The organism is Cellulomonas sp. (genome assembly GCF_965229465.1).
Classification (GTDB): Bacteria; Actinomycetota; Actinomycetes; order Actinomycetales; family Cellulomonadaceae; genus Cellulomonas.
The window spans coordinates 1,065,851-1,080,051 of the sequence record NZ_OZ245882.1; the positions used below are offsets into that span (position 1 = coordinate 1,065,851).

Here is a 14,201-nt window from a genome sequence, read left to right on the forward strand (position 1 = left end):
CCGAGCTCTGGAAGGGGTCGAGGCGAGCGCGCCCGTGAGCCGGGACCCCCTGTCGCCTGCTCGGGTGAACGTCCACCGAACTGCCTCCGACGTCGCGGGCAAACCGGTACGTTTCACCCGCGCCGGATGTCAGGGGGCGCTCGACTCGCAGGGAGCACTCGCATGACACCGTCGTCGCGTCCGACCGTCCGTCGGCTCGCCGGACTCCTCACCGCGTTCGTGACGCTGTTGGGTGTCGGCACGCTCGCGCCCGCCGGCGCGCTGGCGGACGACCCGGCGGGGTACACGATCTCCGGCACGGTCACCGACGACACCGGTGCACCGGCGCCGGGCATCGAGGTCTGGGTCTCCCCGTACGTGTTCCCCGGGGTGACGACGACGGACGCGGCGGGTCACTACACCACCTCCGCCCTGCCTCCCGGCTCGTACACCGTCACGTTCCGGCCGCCGGCGGGCAGCCCCCTGCTCGGTGAGGCCTTCGACAACGCGGTCGTGTGGAACCCGACGCGGATCGCCGTGTCCTCGGCCGACGTCACGGGGATCGACGCCGCGCTCGACCGCCCCGCGACGATCACCGGCCGGGTGGTCGGCACCGACGGCACCGCGATCCCGGGGGCCAGCGTCCAGCTCCAGTCCGTGGCCTCCGTGTACTCGACCGTGACGACCGGTGCCGACGGCACGTTCACCGCGGACGGTCTGCGTCCGGGCGAGTGGCGCGTGTCGTTCACTCCACCGAGCGGTTCCGGGTGGGTCTCGGAGCTCTACGACGACGCGCGGACCGCCGACACCCAGACCGTCCTCACGCTCGCGTCGGGCGCCTCGGTCACCCTGAACGACGCCGTGCTCGCTCGTGGCGGGACGATCTCGGGTCGCGTCCTCGCGCCCGGTGGCGCGCCTCGGGGCGGCATCGAGGTGTGGGTCTCCCCGGTGGCCGGCGAGGGCGGCACGGGCACGACGACAGCCGCCGACGGGACCTACTCGGCCACGGGACTGCCCGACGGCGACTACACCGTGTACGCCGCGTCCGACTGGGGCAGCAACCTCGTGGGGGTCGTCTACCCCGGGACCTCGGACTGGGACGACGCCGAGCTCGTGCACGTCGCCGATGCGGCGACGGTCCTCCTCGACGACATGACGCTGCTGCAGGGCGCCACGATCTCGGGCACCGTGTTCGGCCCGGACGGCGCCCCGCTCGCCCGCGCGAGCGTCAAGGCCGTGTCGGACGACGACCAGAACGGCGCGACCACCGGTGCAGACGGCTCGTTCGAGATCAACCTCCTCGGCCCCGGCACGTACCGCGTCTCGGCGCTCGGGTGGGGCACGCCGGCGATCGTGCGCACCTACTACGCCGCGACGTCCGGGGTTACCCGGCCCAGCCAGGCCACGCCCGTGGTGCTGGCGGCCGGCGGAGCCACCGACGGTGTGGTGATCCACGCCGGCGCGAAGGGCTCCGCCACGGCGACCCTCGTCGCGACGGCCGCCCACCCGCCGGTCATCGGTGAGCCCTTCACGATCGACGTCACCGTCACCGGCGGGCAGGGAGTCCCCACAGGCTCCGTGACGGTGGGTAACACCCTCGCGCGCGACGTCTTCTTCGCCGACGCCGACCTCGACGCCACGGGCCACGCCACGCTGACGTTCGAGGCCGTCGACCAGGGCACCTACCCGTGGGTCGAGGTGGCCTACAGCGGAGACGCCACCTACGGCACCGCCGGGGCCGACGTCGACTACGTGCCGGGCGCCGCTCCCCCGACCATCGCCACGCTGGCCCCCGCGTCCGGCACGGTCCTCGGCGGCGAGCAGGTCGCGATCACCGGCACCGGGTTCGGGCCGGACACCACGGTCACGTTCGGTGGCGCCGCTGCGACCGTCGCGGTCCAGGGCCCGGACTCGCTGGTCGCCACCGCACCCGCGCACGCCGCCGGACCGGTCGACGTCGTCGTGACCACGCAGGGGCAGCCCAGCGCTCCCGCCGCGTACACCTACGCGAAGGTCCCGACGAGCCTGGTGCTCACCGGCCCGAGCGGGTCGACCCCCGTCGGGGCTGCCGCCGCGTTCACCGCCACGGTCACCAGCTCGGCCGCGGCGCCGACCGGGTCCGTCGCGTTCGTCGTGGACGGCGCCGCACCGGTCACCGTCCCCGTCGTCGGCGGATCGGCGGTGCTCAGCACGTCGACCCTCGGCGCCGGGGCGCACACGGTCTCCGCGACCTTCGCCGGCGACGCCACCTACGGCGCCTCGTCCGCCCAGGTCACGCACACGGTCGCCGCCCCGGCCGGCGCGCTGCCCGTCGTCACGCGGGCCACACCGAACGTCGGCCTGTCGACCGGCGGGACCCTGACCGTGCTCACGGGGAAGAACTTCGTGAAGGGTAAGACCACGGTCTCCTTCGGCACCGTCACCACCGGCCGGGTCACCGTCCTGAGCAGCACCACGCTGGCGGTCGTCGTGCCCAAGCACGGAGCGAGCGTCGTCCGCGTCACGGTCAGCACCCCGGCGGGCCGCTCGACCACCTGGGCGCGGTTCACCTACGTCGCGCCGCCGGTCCTGCACCCGGTCTCGGCACCGTTCGGGTTGAGCACCTCGGTGCTCACGAGCCCCTCGCCGCGCTGGTGAGCCGACGCGGGGTGGTCGCCGTCCTGACTGCGAGCCTTGCTCTCGCGCTCGTCCCAGGACCGGCCAGTGCCGAGGCGCTCGGTCGGGTCACGGTCGACCTCGGTGCACCGGTGGCCACAAGCACGTCGTACGCCTGGGGCGGCTTCTTCGACTCCACCGCGACGTACGCGGTGTCGTCCTCCGCGGCGACGGTCCGGTTCACGTTCCCCGTGAGCACCGACGCGGACCCGGCGACCGCGACCCTCGGGATGTCGCCCAGCGCGTCTCCCGGCGACTGCATCACCACGGGCACGCCGGACCTGATGCATCTGGAGGGGTGGACCCTCGTGCTGGACCCCGCCGAGATGGCCGCCAGTGCGACCGGGAGATGCGTCGCGGCCAACCCGGGTTCCGCGTACCAGGTCTGGGTGCACGCGACCGGGGCGCGCGACGAGCTCACCCTTCACGTCATCGTCCAGCCGGACCCGAGCTCGACCACGACCGACGTCACGTTGCAGCCGATCCACCCGAGCTCGGCATTCCAGTCGTTCGTGACGGCTCCGGCGGCGGTGGGAGCCGGCGGCACGGTGCGCCTGACCGGCACCGGCGGCACCTTCCAGACCGCCACCAGTGCCGACGTGCTCGACGCCGACGGCCGTGCGCTCTCCACCCACTACGACGCGATCTCCCTGCCGTTCTCGACCTGGTCGGAGATCGACGTCCGGCTCCCCGCGAACCTGCCGAGCGAGGCGCGGTCGATCCAGGTGCACACCTCGCTCTGGGGTGGACCTTTCCGCACCATCCGGGTGCCGCTCGTCGCCCCGGGTAGCACGCCGATCGACCCCGTCGCGGCCTACGTCGCATCGGTCTACTCCCTTCTGTTCCAGCGCTCGCCGGACCCCACCGGTCTGGCCACCTGGACCACCGCCCTGCGCAGCGGCACCCCGTACTCCGCGGTGTCCGACGCGATCACGTCCTCCACGGAGTTCCGGACCAGGCTGGTCCGGTCCGCCTACCGCCAGTACCTCGACCGGTTCCCCGACGAGTACGGCCTCGCGTTCTGGCTGAGCCGGATGAACACCGGGATGCAGATCCAACAGATGGAGGCAGGATTCCTCGCCTCCGACGAGAGCTACCTGCGCGCAGGCGCCACTCGTGAGGGGTGGATCGCGTCGCTCTACCGGGCCGTGCTCGGCCGCGCCCCGAGCCCGGCCGAGGTGGGGTTCTGGACCGGCCGGCTGTCGGGTGGCGCGACGCGGTACGACGTGGCGCTCGGCTTCACGATGTCCACGGAGCACCTGGCCGCGGTCGTCGACGGCTACTACCTCGCGTACCTCGGTCGACACGGCGAAGGTGCCGGCGTGGCGTGGTGGGTCGACCGCCTCCAGCGCGGCGCTCGGGCCGAGGAGATCGTGGCCGGCATCCTCGCCAGCCAGGAGTTCAGGGACCGAGCCACGCGGACGTGACGGGGTCCTTCGGCGGGGAGGTCAGGTCAGGCTGAGCCCGGCAGACCTCCCGCTCACGTCCGCTCGTAGCCGCAGCGACGATCGGATCAGGGCGGCTCCCAGGAGCCCGCACGTCAGCACGCCGAGCACGACGGCCCACGCGTCTGGCTCCCGGAACGCGGGAGGCGTGACCCAGACCGCCTGCACGAGGAAGAGCGCGCCGAAGACGAAGCCGGACAGGGGTCGTGCGGTCATCCGCCACCACTCCCGCGGCGCCTCGAGCGACTCGATCTCGGCGTCCCGGAAGTTGCGCGCGGCGAACCCGACGACGAGCAGCTGCAGGGGCACCGACGCGAGCGACCCCGCCCACGAACCCATCGTCAGGGACGCAGTGACAGTGACCGCCGCGACGGCGATCGACGCGAGGAACAGGTAGACGAACTTCCCGTACGGCGTCACGATCCGCCACCGAGCCGGCCCGACCCGTGCCGTCACCTGATCACACCCTGGTCGTCGTCGCGGTTCGTCCTCACGTGGCAACCGTAGTGATCGACTCGGGCACGGTGGGACCTCACGCGGCAACGAGCTCGTACCTCAGATCCGTCGGGACCGAGCGGCGCGCAGCGGGGTGCCCGAACCCCGTCGGCAACGCCGGCACCTCGCCGGGCGGGCGCTCCTCGTTCTCGGGTCCGGTGCTCACCGTCATGGCAGTACCCCTCTTCGCGTCGGTGATGGCATCGCCGGCCTCGTTGCCGGAACGCCGTTGACCGTTCGCACAGCCGGTCCTCCACCACGCGGATGCGCCGACTGCCCTACCCCTCCCATCGGACGCGCCGCGGCGGTTCACAGGAGAACGCGACAGCCGGCCGGGTGGATCTCGCCCGTCGGCGGCATCGTCGACGTCGTGGATGAACCGGTATCGGCCGCATCTCTGGCATGCCTGGTCGCGTGCGCGCCCGCGGTGTAGGTGTGGGCCCCGTGGGGATCGAACCCACAACCCGCGGATTAAAAGTCCGCTGCTCTGCCAATTGAGCTAGAGGCCCGGGGGAGGGGCGGAATAACTGACGGAACCCTCGGTACAACCACGATGTAGTTCGCAGCCGTTCCGGGGCGGCACGTCGCCCCTCGCTGGTGTCAGACCATACGCGAGGACGAGCTGCGAGATCACGACGCGGGCGGGTACGACGAAAGCCACCCCCGGGATCTCGGAGTCCTGTCTGGGTCGCTGGTTGGCGATCGCCGACAGAGACGAGGCCCGGGCCTCGGGTCGTCCCACCACGACGCCACCACCTGCTGAGGATGGTGATGTGCGCGAGTTGCGGCGCCGGCTCAAGCAGGTCGAGCAGGAGAACGAGATCCTGCGCCGAGCGACGGCCTACTTCGCCCGGGACGTCCTCCCAAAATGATGTACCCGCTGGTCGGTGACCTGGCCGCGGACGGGATCCCCGTCGCGGCGACCTGCCGGGTGCTCGGGTTCTCCAAGCAGGCGTACTACGCCTGGCGCGCTCACCCGGTCAGCGACCGGGACTGGTCCGACGCGCACCTAGTCAACGCCGCGATCGACATCCACCATGACGACCCGGAGTTCGGCTACCGGTTCATCGCCGACGAGCTGCCCGAACGTGGCATCACCGCCGGCCGTAACCGGGTGCAGCGGCCGTGCTCGGCGCAGCGGATCTACTCCGCGCACGCCAAGAAGCGCGGCGCCGGTCGCAAGCCCGGGCCACCGGTGCACGACGACCTCGTCGAGCGTCAGTTCGTCCGCTAGTTTTCGGTGCGCGAGCCCCTCGACAACGAGGAGCTACTCACTCAGGGAGGAGCAACCATGCCCACCCAGTCCCTACGCGACCGAGCGCCAGTCGTCGTGCCGTTGCTCGCCGCAGCGGCGATGGTTCCACTGTCGCTCGCGCTGCCCGACGGTGCTGCGGTCCTGTGGATCGCCGCCCTGGTGCTGGTCGCTGTGGGACTGACCGCCGCCGTGCGTTCCCGTCGGAAGCCGCTGCGAGGCTCGCGCGTCCTGCTCATCGTCACGGCGTTCATCGTCGCTGCCGCCGTGGGCGCAGGAACCGTCTTGCAGTCAGCGGGCTCAGTCTCCACCGCGGGCGTCCCGGACCGGCTCGAGCTGACGATCTCCGACCAAGCGCAGATCCAGACGGTCGCCCGCAAGCCCGAGCGGGTCAAGGTGGACGCATCGGTGCGCAAGACCTTCGAGACGAGAGCCACGACCGTTCTCGTGGACACGATCAGCGCGACCGAGCTCGTCACGGCCTCGCGCGCTGACGCGTTCGTGGCAGCCGCGGAGGCCCGCGGCGTACAAGCCGCTCTCCGGACTGCAGCATGTGTTCGAGGACGCAGTCGTCACGCGCATCGGGTCGGGGCCGGGCCGGTCGGCAGAGGCCCGCGCCTTTCGAGGAGAATAACGGGCGCTCCTGGTCCGTCTTCGTCTGGTAGGCGGGCGAACCGTGGGACCGCGGTGGTGATCCGGGTCCAGGCAGCCTCGCGTTCGTCGCCGTGCAGCTCTCGGGCCATCACGTGGATGCGATCTGGGTAGGCATCGCGCTGCTCGTCCGCGGCCGCCGACGCCGTACCGCGTACCAGCGCGAACGACGAAGCCCTCCTCGGCCGCCCCCGGGGGGAGGGCGTCCGGCCGCGGATCAGCCGGACGATTCGGCGTGCGGGTGAACGCCGCCGGAAGCCCCCGCGCACCGACCGCGACCTCCGCTACCGTGCGCCGGATGAGTGAGCAGACGGGACACGAGCCGAGCGGGACGCCGTTCGCCCTGCCGGGCGGCCCTCGCCCGGCGGTCGACGTCGCGCGGGTGGTGGACGAGCCCCGCTCCTCTGCGGAGGCGACGTCTCCGTACGCGCCGCCGAGCACAGGGGCTGCGTCACCCTTCGGCCCGCCCGCTGCACCCCAGCCGTTCCTCCCCGCCCCGCTCTACGGCCAGCCCGGCCCGTACGCGCAGCCGGGCATGTACCCGCCGGCCGCCGCCTACGGTCAGGCCGCCCCGTACGCGCAGCCTCCCGCGTACGGCTCGCCCGCTCCGTACGGTGCGCCGCAGCCGTCGTACGGGGGCCCCGCTGCCTACGGTGGGCCGCAGCCGTACGGCACGCCCGGAGCATCGGGGCCGTTCTTCGGCTACGGCGGCGTCGTCGAGCCGCCGACGGACGGTCTGGCGATCGCCTCGCTCGTGACCAGCATCGCGGGTCTGCTGGTGCTCGGAGGAGCTCCCGGGCCCGTCGGTGTGGGCCTGGGGATCGGTGCGCTGCGCAGGATCCGGCGGCGCGGCACGAAGGGTCGCGGGATGGCGATCGCCGGTGTGGTCGTGGGTGCAGTGAGCACCCTCGTGTGCATCGGTTGGGTGTGGCTCGCGGTGTGGGCGTCGTCCGGCCCGCCTGGTGTGGTCGGCGACTTCGCCTACGGGGACGAGCTTCCCGACTACACGCTGCGGTCGGATCTCGTCGTCGGCGACTGCCTGGGCGAGTACCCGAACTCGTGGGACCTCGGCACAGCCGATCCGGTGGGCTGCGGCGAGGCACACGCTCTGGAGATCGTGGCGGTCCTCCCGCTGTCGGGTCCGGTCGACGCGTCCGCGGACCCGGCGGATGCCGGGTTCGACCGCGCGTTCGAGCAATGCGCGGAGCAGATCGAGCGCGCCGCGCCGGGCCTTCTCGACGAGTGGACCGTCTGGACGGACGTGAGCTTCCCGCACCCGGGCGACTGGTCGGAGGGTGCGACGACGGCGTACTGCGCGGTGGCGACCGACTCCCCGTCGCTGCGGGGGTCGGTGCTCGACGGATCGGTCACGGGACCGGAGTAGTCGACGGCACCGTCAGTCGCGCAGCCCCATGGTGTGTCGGAAGCCGGTCGAGACGTCCGACCAGGTGGTCGCGGTCCCGATCCGGGTGGGGGTCAGCACCGGTCCGGTGGTGCCGAGCCCGACCTCGCCGGAGAGGTTCCCGCCCCATCCGACGAGCGCGCCGCCGGTGGTCACGACGAAGCCCTGCTCCTCGCCGGCCTCCACGGTCGTCGCCCGCCACCATGTGTTGCGCGGGAGATAGGTCGGGAGCAGCCGGTTGGTCGTCGTGCCGTCGCCCAGCTGGCCGCGGTCGTTCTTGCCCCAGGCGAACACGGTCGAGCCGCTCATCGCGAGCGTGAAGGCGCCGCCGGCCCGTGCGACGGCCCAGGGACGGCCTGCCCCGACCTGCAGGGGTCGCAGCTGGGCCGTGGTCGTGCCGTCTCCGAGCATCCCGTAGTCGTTGTCGCCCCACGCCCACAGCGTGGAGTCGCTGCGGATCGCGACGCTGTGCAGGCCGCCGGCAGAGACCGACACCCAGCGGGAGTCCGTCCCGATGCGGACCGGGGAGAGGTGCTGCGTCGATCCGTCGCCCAGTCCGCCGACGAAGCTGCGTCCCCAGGACCAGAGCGTGCCGTCGCTCTTCAGCCCGTGGCTGTAGGAGTCGGCCGTGCTGAGGGCGACCCAGTGGTTGTCGGTGCCGATCCGGACCGGGCTGAGCCGGCTCGTGGTCGTGCCGTTGCCCAGCTGGCCGGACCAGTTGCGGCCCCAGCCCCACAGCGTCCCGTCGCGCTTGAGGGCGAGCGTGTACCTCCAGCCGACGGAGACCCAGGCCCACTGGTTGGTGGTGCCGATGCGGACCGGCGTGCTGCGCGGGGTCCGGGTGCCGTCGCCGAGCTGTCCGTCGCTGTTGTTGCCCCAGGCCCACAGGGTGCCGTCCGCCTTGATGGCGGCGGTGTGGAGGTCATTCGCCGACACCCGCACCCACGTGCGCTCGGTGCCGACGCGGACCGGGCTGAGGCTCGGGGTGGTGGTCCCGGTGCCCAGCTGGCCCCAGGCGTTCTCGCCCCACGCGTACAGGGCGTGCCCGGTCGGGAGCCGGACGGCCACCGTGGCCGCCGCGGCAAGCGCCGGGTCCGTGACGTCGCGCACCGTGATCGTCCGCGCGCCCGGGGTCGCCAGCACCGCCCCCTGGAGGCCGGTGAGCACGACGCGTCCGGCGTCGGCGGCGGTGAACGTGTACTGCGCCGGGGTGAACCAGCCACCGGCTCCGCCGTCCGTGCTGCTCAGCGCGAGCGTGCCGCGATACGACGAGGCGAGGTTGCCCCAGGAGTCGTGCACGGCGAGGGTGAGCGGGAACCGGACGCCCGTGGTCGCGGTCGCGGGCGCCTGCACCTCGAGGGTGGCTGCCGGCCCGGGCATGACGGTGACGCCGACGCGGTCACCGGCGAGCGTCGGGTCGCTCACGGAGACGACCCAGTGGCCGGCGCCGTACAGGGTGACCGCCAGGTCGTGGCGGCCTCGGTCGGCCGCCGTGAACGTCCAGGGTGCGGCCACGACCGCGCGCGGGTCGCCGGCCGCCAGCGTCACGGTGCCGCGGTACGACGTGGCGAGGTTCGACCAGGCGTCCTTGACGGCGACCGGGACCGTGACCGTCCCGCCGGCCTGCACCAGCAGCGTGTGCTCCGTCGTCTCCAGGCGTACGGCCGGTCCGCTGAACACCCGGACGGTCGTCGTGCCGGTCAGGCTGTAGTACATCTCGGTGGCGGTGACGGTCCACGTGCCCGCGGCGTGCAGGTTCAGCCCGGCGAACGTGTGCACCCCGGCGTCGGCCGACGTGAACAGGTAGGCGGGCGGCACGACCGGGCTCCGAGGGTCGTCGGTGCTGAGCTGCACCGAGCCCAGGTAGCTGGTGGCGATCTCGCCCCTGGCGGTGTGCGCGGTCACCGTGACGTCGACGGGTGTTCCGGCCACCGTCGTCGCCGGCGCGCTCAGCACGAAGACCGTGGCATCGGCGGGGTCCCCCGGCACCACGGCCACCGCCGTCGTCGGTGCCGCGACGAGCGCGAGCACGCCGAGGAGTCCGACGGCCAGCACCCCCCGTGCACCGCGTGCTGCTCGCAGGGACAGGTGACCGCGTCCTCGTCGCATCGTGCGCCTCCGCGCCGCGCCCGCGGCAGGGACCGGCCCCGTCGCTGGGACTTCACTCACCACGCTCCGCTGGAGGGCGCCGACGACAGCAGGGCCGGAGGTCCCGACCTCGGCGGATTCCCCGTTGGGCGAACACCGGAATGGAGCCCAGGGGCCGACCGTTCGGATGGGCAGAACCACGGAGCGCGAGCTCCGCCACCCGAGCGAGACGAGGCACCCGGACATGAGCGCCACCACCATCGAGACCACCGTGACCGCCGCCGAGCTCACCCGCCAGGACCGCTGCGACCGGTGCGGCGCGCAGGCGTTCGTCCGGGCGACCCTCCCGACGGCCGACGGGATGGAGCTCCTGTTCTGCGGCCACCACTTCCGGGCCCACGAGCTCAAGCTGGTCGCGGCGGGCGCCACGATCCAGGACGAGCGCCACCGCCTGGACGAGCCCAGCTACACCGCGGTGTAGTACCCGGCCGCGAGGTCGTCCAGCAGCCCGGCGCGCGCCGGCTCCCAGCCGAGCAGGTCGCGCGTGAGGGCGCTGGACGCCGGGATGTCGAGCGCGAAGAACCGGCCGATCCAGCCGAAGTGGCCGTCGACGTCGGCCGGGTCGATCGACCGCGTCGGCAGGTCGAGCCCGCGACCCAGGGCCTCGGCGATCTGTCGCGTCGCGATGCCCTCCTCGGCGACCGCGTGCACCACGGTCCCGGCCGGCGCGCCCTCCAGCGCGAGCCGCACCAGGTGCGCGGCGTCAAGGCGGTGCACGGCGGGCCAGCGGGCAGAGCCGTCCCCGACGTAGCCGGCCACGCCGGTGCTGCGGGCGACGCCGGCGAGGGTGGCGACGAAGCCGTGGTCGCCCTCGCCGTGCACGGTGGGCGCGAAGCGCACGCTGACCGAGCGGACTCCCCGGTCGGCGTGCTCGAGCGCGAGGTTCTCGGCGCCGCCGCGCATGCTGTCCGGGCCGTGGCTGGGGTTGGCGTCGCGCTCGGTCACCGCCCGACCCGGCGTGAGGCCCGCGACGCCGGACGCCAGCAAGAACGGGCGGTCCGACCCCTCCAACGTGTCGAGGAACGTCTCGACGACCGCCCGCTCGGTGCGCCAGGCACCGGGCATGTCGGAGAAGTCGTGCTTGAAGCCGAGGTGGATCACGGCGTCGGCGGCCTGGGCCCCCGCGCGGAGGCTGTCGAGGTCGTCCAGGCTGCCGCGGTGCGCGGAGGCGCCGGCGGCCGAGATCGCGGCCTCGGACTCCGACGAGCGGGCGAGCCCGGTGACCTGGTGGCCCGCGGCCAGGAGCTCCGCGGTGACCGCGGAGCCGATCCAGCCGGACGCGCCGGTGACGAAGACGTGCATGGAGAGCTCCTCGAGTGATGTCAGCAACTGTCATCACGACAGTACGCCCAATGTCAGTCGCTGTCATCACTACACTCGTCCGCATGGGTCGATGGGAGCCGGACGCGCGCGGTCGCCTGGCACGCGTGGCGCTGGAGCTGTACGCCGAGCGCGGGTTCGAGCAGACGACCGTCGAGGACATCGCCGAGCGCGCCGGCGTCACCGAGCGGACGTTCTTCCGGCACTTCGCCGACAAGCGCGAGGTGCTCTTCGACGGCTCGGGCACCCTGGAGCACCGCCTCGTCGACGCCATCGCGGCCGCGCCCGCCGGCCTGCCGCCTATCGAGGTGGTCGGCCGGGCGTTCGCCGACGCCGGCTCGATGCTCGAGGAGCGCCGCGACCACGCGCGGCGCCGAGCCACCGTGATCGCGGCCAACCCGGCGCTCCAGGAGCGTGAGCTGCTCAAGATGGCCGGCCTGGGCAGCGCGGCGACACAGGCCCTGCGCGCCCGCGGTGTGCCCGATCCCGCCGCCGCGCTGGCCGCGCAGGCCGGGGTGGCGGTGTTCGGCCTCGGCTTCGAGCGGTGGGTGTCCGGGGCGTCGTCGACGAGCCTGGCCGCCGCGATCGAGGGCGCCCTCGTCGACCTGCGCGCGGTGGTGGCGTCGTGACGGTGGAGGTGCTCCCCGCGGTCGGGCGGTACGACGGCTTCTACGAGGTCGTCGGCGTCAAGAAGCCGGGCGGCAGCGGGTGCTGGTGCATGGCGTACCGGGACAGCCGCGTGCCCAACGAGGAGCGCGCGCAGTACATGCGCGACGAGTGCGCGCAGGAACCCGGACCCGGGGTGCTCGCGTACGTCGACGGCGAGGCCGCGGGATGGTGCTCGGTGGCACCGCGGAGCTCGTACCGGCGGCTCATGCGCTCGCGGACCATCCCGTTCGTCGACGACCGCGACGCGTGGAGCATCGTCTGCTTCGTGGTCCGGCCGGCGTTCCGGCGCCGCGGGCTGATGCACGAGCTGCTCGAGGGGGCGGTCGCGCACGCCAGGTCGTGCGGCGCGGAGGTCGTCGAGGGGTACCCGATCGACGTCGAGGGCGGGGACCGCGTCGACCTCATCTCGGGCTACGTGGGGACCCGGCGGCTGTTCGAGGCGGCGGGGTTCACCCAGGCCGCCGAGACGACGGCACACAGCGGCGGTCGGTCGCGCGTGATCATGCGTCGGGAGCTCCGCGGCCTGGGATGATGGGCCGATGCCAGACGACACGGGGCTGCGCGGTCGCCTGCTCGTCGCCACGCCGAGCCTGCGCGAACCGACCTTCCACCGGACCGTCATCCTGCTGCTCGACCACGGCGAGGGCGGGGCGGTCGGCGTCGTGCTGAACCGGCCCTCGACGGTGGACGTGAGCGTCGTCCTGCCCGAGTGGCACGCGCACGTGAGCGACCCGCCGCTGCTGTTCCACGGCGGACCGGTCGGCCTGGACACGGCGATGGGGGTCGTCACGATCCCCCACGGAGCCGACCTGTCCCCCGAGGTCGACCGGATGGCTGGGCGCTTCGGCCTCGTCGACCTGGACGCCGCGCCGGAGTCGGTGGCTCCGCACGTGGGCGGGGTCCGGGTGTTCGCGGGCTATGCCGGCTGGGGCGAGGGCCAGCTGGAGGACGAGCTGGCGGAGCGCTCCTGGTTCGTGGTCGACGCGCTCGCCGACGACGTGCTGACCGCGGACCCGACGCGGCTGTGGCGGCGGGTGCTGCGACGGCAGGGCGGCGACCTGGCCATCGTCTCCACGTTCGCCGAGGACGCCAGCCTGAACTGACCGCGGCACACCCGTGTGCCAGGATCACCCGAGCATCCGCGAACGAGGGAGAACTGATGGCAGGCGGTCTGGCGGCTCTTCTCGACGACATCGCCGCCCTGGCGAAGCTCGCCGCGGCGTCGGTCGACGACGTGGGCGCGGCGGCGGGCCGGGCGAGCGCGAAGGCCGCGGGCGTCGTCATCGACGACACCGCCGTGACGCCCCGCTACGTCCACGGGTTCACCCCGGACCGCGAGCTGCCGATCGTGCGCCGGATCGCGGTCGGCTCGCTGCGCAACAAGCTGCTGTTCATCCTCCCGGCGGCCCTGCTGCTCAGCCAGTTCCTGCCGTGGCTGCTCACCCCGATCCTCATGGTCGGCGGCACGTACCTGGCCTATGAGGGCGCGGAGAAGATCTGGGAGCTGGTCAGCGGGCACGCCAAGGAGCACACGACCACCCCGGTCGGCGCCCAGGGCGAGGGCACCGAGAAGTCCATGGTCAGCGGAGCGATCCGCACCGACTTCATCCTGTCGGCCGAGATCATGGTGATCGCGCTGAACGAGGTGGCCGACGAGCCGTTCGTGTCCCGCGCGATCATCCTGGCCATCGTCGCGGTCGCGATCACCGTGCTGGTCTACGGGGTCGTCGGGCTGATCGTGAAGATGGACGACATCGGCCTGCACCTCGCGGAGCGGCGCAACGGCGCGGCGGCCGCGATCGGGCGCGGGCTCGTCCTGGCGATGCCGAAGGTTCTCTCCGTCCTGTCCACCGTGGGCATCGTCGCGATGCTCTGGGTCGGCGGGCACATCCTGCTCGCCGGCGTCGACGACCTGGGCTGGCACGTCCCGATCGACCTCCTGCACCACCTCGAGGAGGCCGTGCAGGACATCCCCGGCGTAGGTGGGCTCCTCGCGTGGCTGATCGACACCCTCGGCTCCGCCCTGGTCGGCCTGGTGGTGGGTGCGGTGGTGCTCGGCGTCATGCACCTGATCCCCAGGCGCACGAAGGCCGAGCCCGCGCACTGACCGTTCGGTAATCGTTGTAGAACCTCTTGCCGCAATCGTCCCGTTCGCCTTAGGGTCGTCGCATTCACCGGGATGTTA

The 14,201-nt window shown here is 72.9% G+C and carries 13 protein-coding genes, 1 tRNA gene and 1 pseudogene; 10 read left to right on the forward strand and 5 right to left on the reverse strand.

Annotation, left to right across the window (positions count from 1 at the left end):
• Nucleotides 1-162: 162 nt before the first annotated feature.
• Together ACO06A_RS05060 and ACO06A_RS05065 are read left to right on the forward strand one after the other, a co-directional pair.
• A complete protein-coding gene (locus ACO06A_RS05060; RefSeq protein WP_421734955.1) occupies nt 163-2,616 on the forward strand; it encodes a carboxypeptidase regulatory-like domain-containing protein in 2,454 nt (817 codons plus the stop codon).
• Nucleotides 2,617-2,726: 110 nt separating this feature from the next.
• Nucleotides 2,727-4,061 (forward strand): DUF4214 domain-containing protein, encoded by a 1,335-nt coding sequence (locus tag ACO06A_RS05065; RefSeq protein ID WP_421734956.1) that lies wholly within the window; start codon nt 2,727-2,729, stop codon nt 4,059-4,061.
• A 21-nt stretch (nt 4,062-4,082) separates the two neighbouring features.
• Here the strand turns inward: ACO06A_RS05065 and ACO06A_RS05070 are convergent, their stop codons facing one another.
• From ACO06A_RS05070 to ACO06A_RS05080, 3 genes are all read right to left on the reverse strand, one after another.
• Entirely contained in the window at nt 4,083-4,535 is a 453-nt protein-coding gene (locus tag ACO06A_RS05070) for a hypothetical protein (RefSeq protein ID WP_421734957.1), read from the reverse strand.
• A gap of 76 nt (nt 4,536-4,611) precedes the next feature.
• Nucleotides 4,612-4,740, reverse strand: coding sequence for a hypothetical protein (locus tag ACO06A_RS05075; RefSeq protein WP_421734958.1), 129 nt, complete (start codon nt 4,738-4,740; stop codon nt 4,612-4,614).
• 270 nt (nt 4,741-5,010) lie between these two features.
• Nucleotides 5,011-5,083, reverse strand: a tRNA-Lys gene (locus ACO06A_RS05080).
• Nucleotides 5,084-5,239: 156 nt separating this feature from the next.
• Here ACO06A_RS05080 and ACO06A_RS05085 point away from each other — a divergent pair.
• The 3 genes and pseudogenes from ACO06A_RS05085 to ACO06A_RS05095 form a co-directional block, all read left to right on the forward strand.
• Nucleotides 5,240-5,799 (forward strand): annotated as a pseudogene (locus ACO06A_RS05085) (IS3 family transposase); the annotation flags it as partial.
• A gap of 66 nt (nt 5,800-5,865) precedes the next feature.
• Nucleotides 5,866-6,591: a hypothetical protein gene (locus ACO06A_RS05090; RefSeq protein WP_421734959.1), complete on the forward strand. Its 726-nt coding sequence runs from the start codon at nt 5,866-5,868 to the stop codon at nt 6,589-6,591.
• 184 nt (nt 6,592-6,775) lie between these two features.
• Nucleotides 6,776-7,861 (forward strand): DUF4190 domain-containing protein, encoded by a 1,086-nt coding sequence (locus ACO06A_RS05095; protein WP_421734960.1) that lies wholly within the window; start codon nt 6,776-6,778, stop codon nt 7,859-7,861.
• Between the two features lie 12 nt (nt 7,862-7,873).
• On the opposite strand, the gene ACO06A_RS05100 is transcribed toward ACO06A_RS05095, so the two are convergent.
• On the reverse strand, nt 7,874-9,988 hold the full coding sequence (locus ACO06A_RS05100) for a hypothetical protein (RefSeq protein ID WP_421734961.1): 2,115 nt from the start codon (nt 9,986-9,988) through the stop codon (nt 7,874-7,876).
• Between the two features lie 223 nt (nt 9,989-10,211).
• On the opposite strand from ACO06A_RS05100, the gene ACO06A_RS05105 reads away from it, so the two are divergent.
• Nucleotides 10,212-10,448, forward strand: coding sequence for a DUF7455 domain-containing protein (locus ACO06A_RS05105; protein ID WP_421734962.1), 237 nt, complete (start codon nt 10,212-10,214; stop codon nt 10,446-10,448).
• On the opposite strand, the gene ACO06A_RS05110 is transcribed toward ACO06A_RS05105, so the two are convergent.
• A complete protein-coding gene (locus tag ACO06A_RS05110; protein WP_421734963.1) occupies nt 10,433-11,329 on the reverse strand; it encodes an SDR family oxidoreductase in 897 nt (298 codons plus the stop codon). The two genes, ACO06A_RS05105 and ACO06A_RS05110, sit on opposite strands and share 16 nt — an antisense overlap.
• Nucleotides 11,330-11,412: 83 nt before the next feature.
• Between ACO06A_RS05110 and ACO06A_RS05115 the strand changes: the two genes are divergently transcribed.
• The 4 genes from ACO06A_RS05115 to ACO06A_RS05130 are packed head-to-tail and all read left to right on the forward strand — an operon-like array spanning nt 11,413 to nt 14,123.
• Nucleotides 11,413-11,976 (forward strand): TetR family transcriptional regulator, encoded by a 564-nt coding sequence (locus tag ACO06A_RS05115; protein ID WP_421734964.1) that lies wholly within the window; start codon nt 11,413-11,415, stop codon nt 11,974-11,976.
• Nucleotides 11,973-12,548 carry a GNAT family N-acetyltransferase gene (locus ACO06A_RS05120; RefSeq protein ID WP_421734965.1) on the forward strand — a complete coding sequence of 192 codons (576 nt, stop codon included), beginning with the start codon at nt 11,973-11,975 and terminating at the stop codon, nt 12,546-12,548. Before ACO06A_RS05115 ends, ACO06A_RS05120 begins: the two co-directional genes overlap by 4 nt.
• Nucleotides 12,549-12,555: 7 nt before the next feature.
• Entirely contained in the window at nt 12,556-13,119 is a 564-nt protein-coding gene (locus ACO06A_RS05125) for a YqgE/AlgH family protein (RefSeq protein ID WP_421734966.1), read from the forward strand.
• Nucleotides 13,120-13,175: 56 nt separating this feature from the next.
• Nucleotides 13,176-14,123: a DUF808 domain-containing protein gene (locus ACO06A_RS05130; RefSeq protein ID WP_421734967.1), complete on the forward strand. Its 948-nt coding sequence runs from the start codon at nt 13,176-13,178 to the stop codon at nt 14,121-14,123.
• Nucleotides 14,124-14,201 lie beyond the last annotated feature (78 nt).

What these genes read in the sequence shown, in the direction of transcription:
- ACO06A_RS05060 (WP_421734955.1), top strand. Translation starts at nt 163, where the DNA reads ATGACACCGTCGTCGCGTCCGACCGTCCGTCGGCTCGCCGGACTCCTC.
- ACO06A_RS05090 (WP_421734959.1), top strand. Translation starts at nt 5,866, where the DNA reads ATGCCCACCCAGTCCCTACGCGACCGAGCGCCAGTCGTCGTGCCGTTG.
- ACO06A_RS05095 (WP_421734960.1), top strand. Translation starts at nt 6,776, where the DNA reads ATGAGTGAGCAGACGGGACACGAGCCGAGCGGGACGCCGTTCGCCCTG.
- ACO06A_RS05100 (WP_421734961.1), bottom strand. Translation starts at nt 9,988, where the DNA reads ATGCGACGAGGACGCGGTCACCTGTCCCTGCGAGCAGCACGCGGTGCA.
- ACO06A_RS05105 (WP_421734962.1), top strand. Translation starts at nt 10,212, where the DNA reads ATGAGCGCCACCACCATCGAGACCACCGTGACCGCCGCCGAGCTCACC.
- ACO06A_RS05110 (WP_421734963.1), bottom strand. Translation starts at nt 11,329, where the DNA reads ATGCACGTCTTCGTCACCGGCGCGTCCGGCTGGATCGGCTCCGCGGTC.
- ACO06A_RS05115 (WP_421734964.1), top strand. Translation starts at nt 11,413, where the DNA reads ATGGGTCGATGGGAGCCGGACGCGCGCGGTCGCCTGGCACGCGTGGCG.
- ACO06A_RS05125 (WP_421734966.1), top strand. Translation starts at nt 12,556, where the DNA reads ATGCCAGACGACACGGGGCTGCGCGGTCGCCTGCTCGTCGCCACGCCG.
- ACO06A_RS05130 (WP_421734967.1), top strand. Translation starts at nt 13,176, where the DNA reads ATGGCAGGCGGTCTGGCGGCTCTTCTCGACGACATCGCCGCCCTGGCG.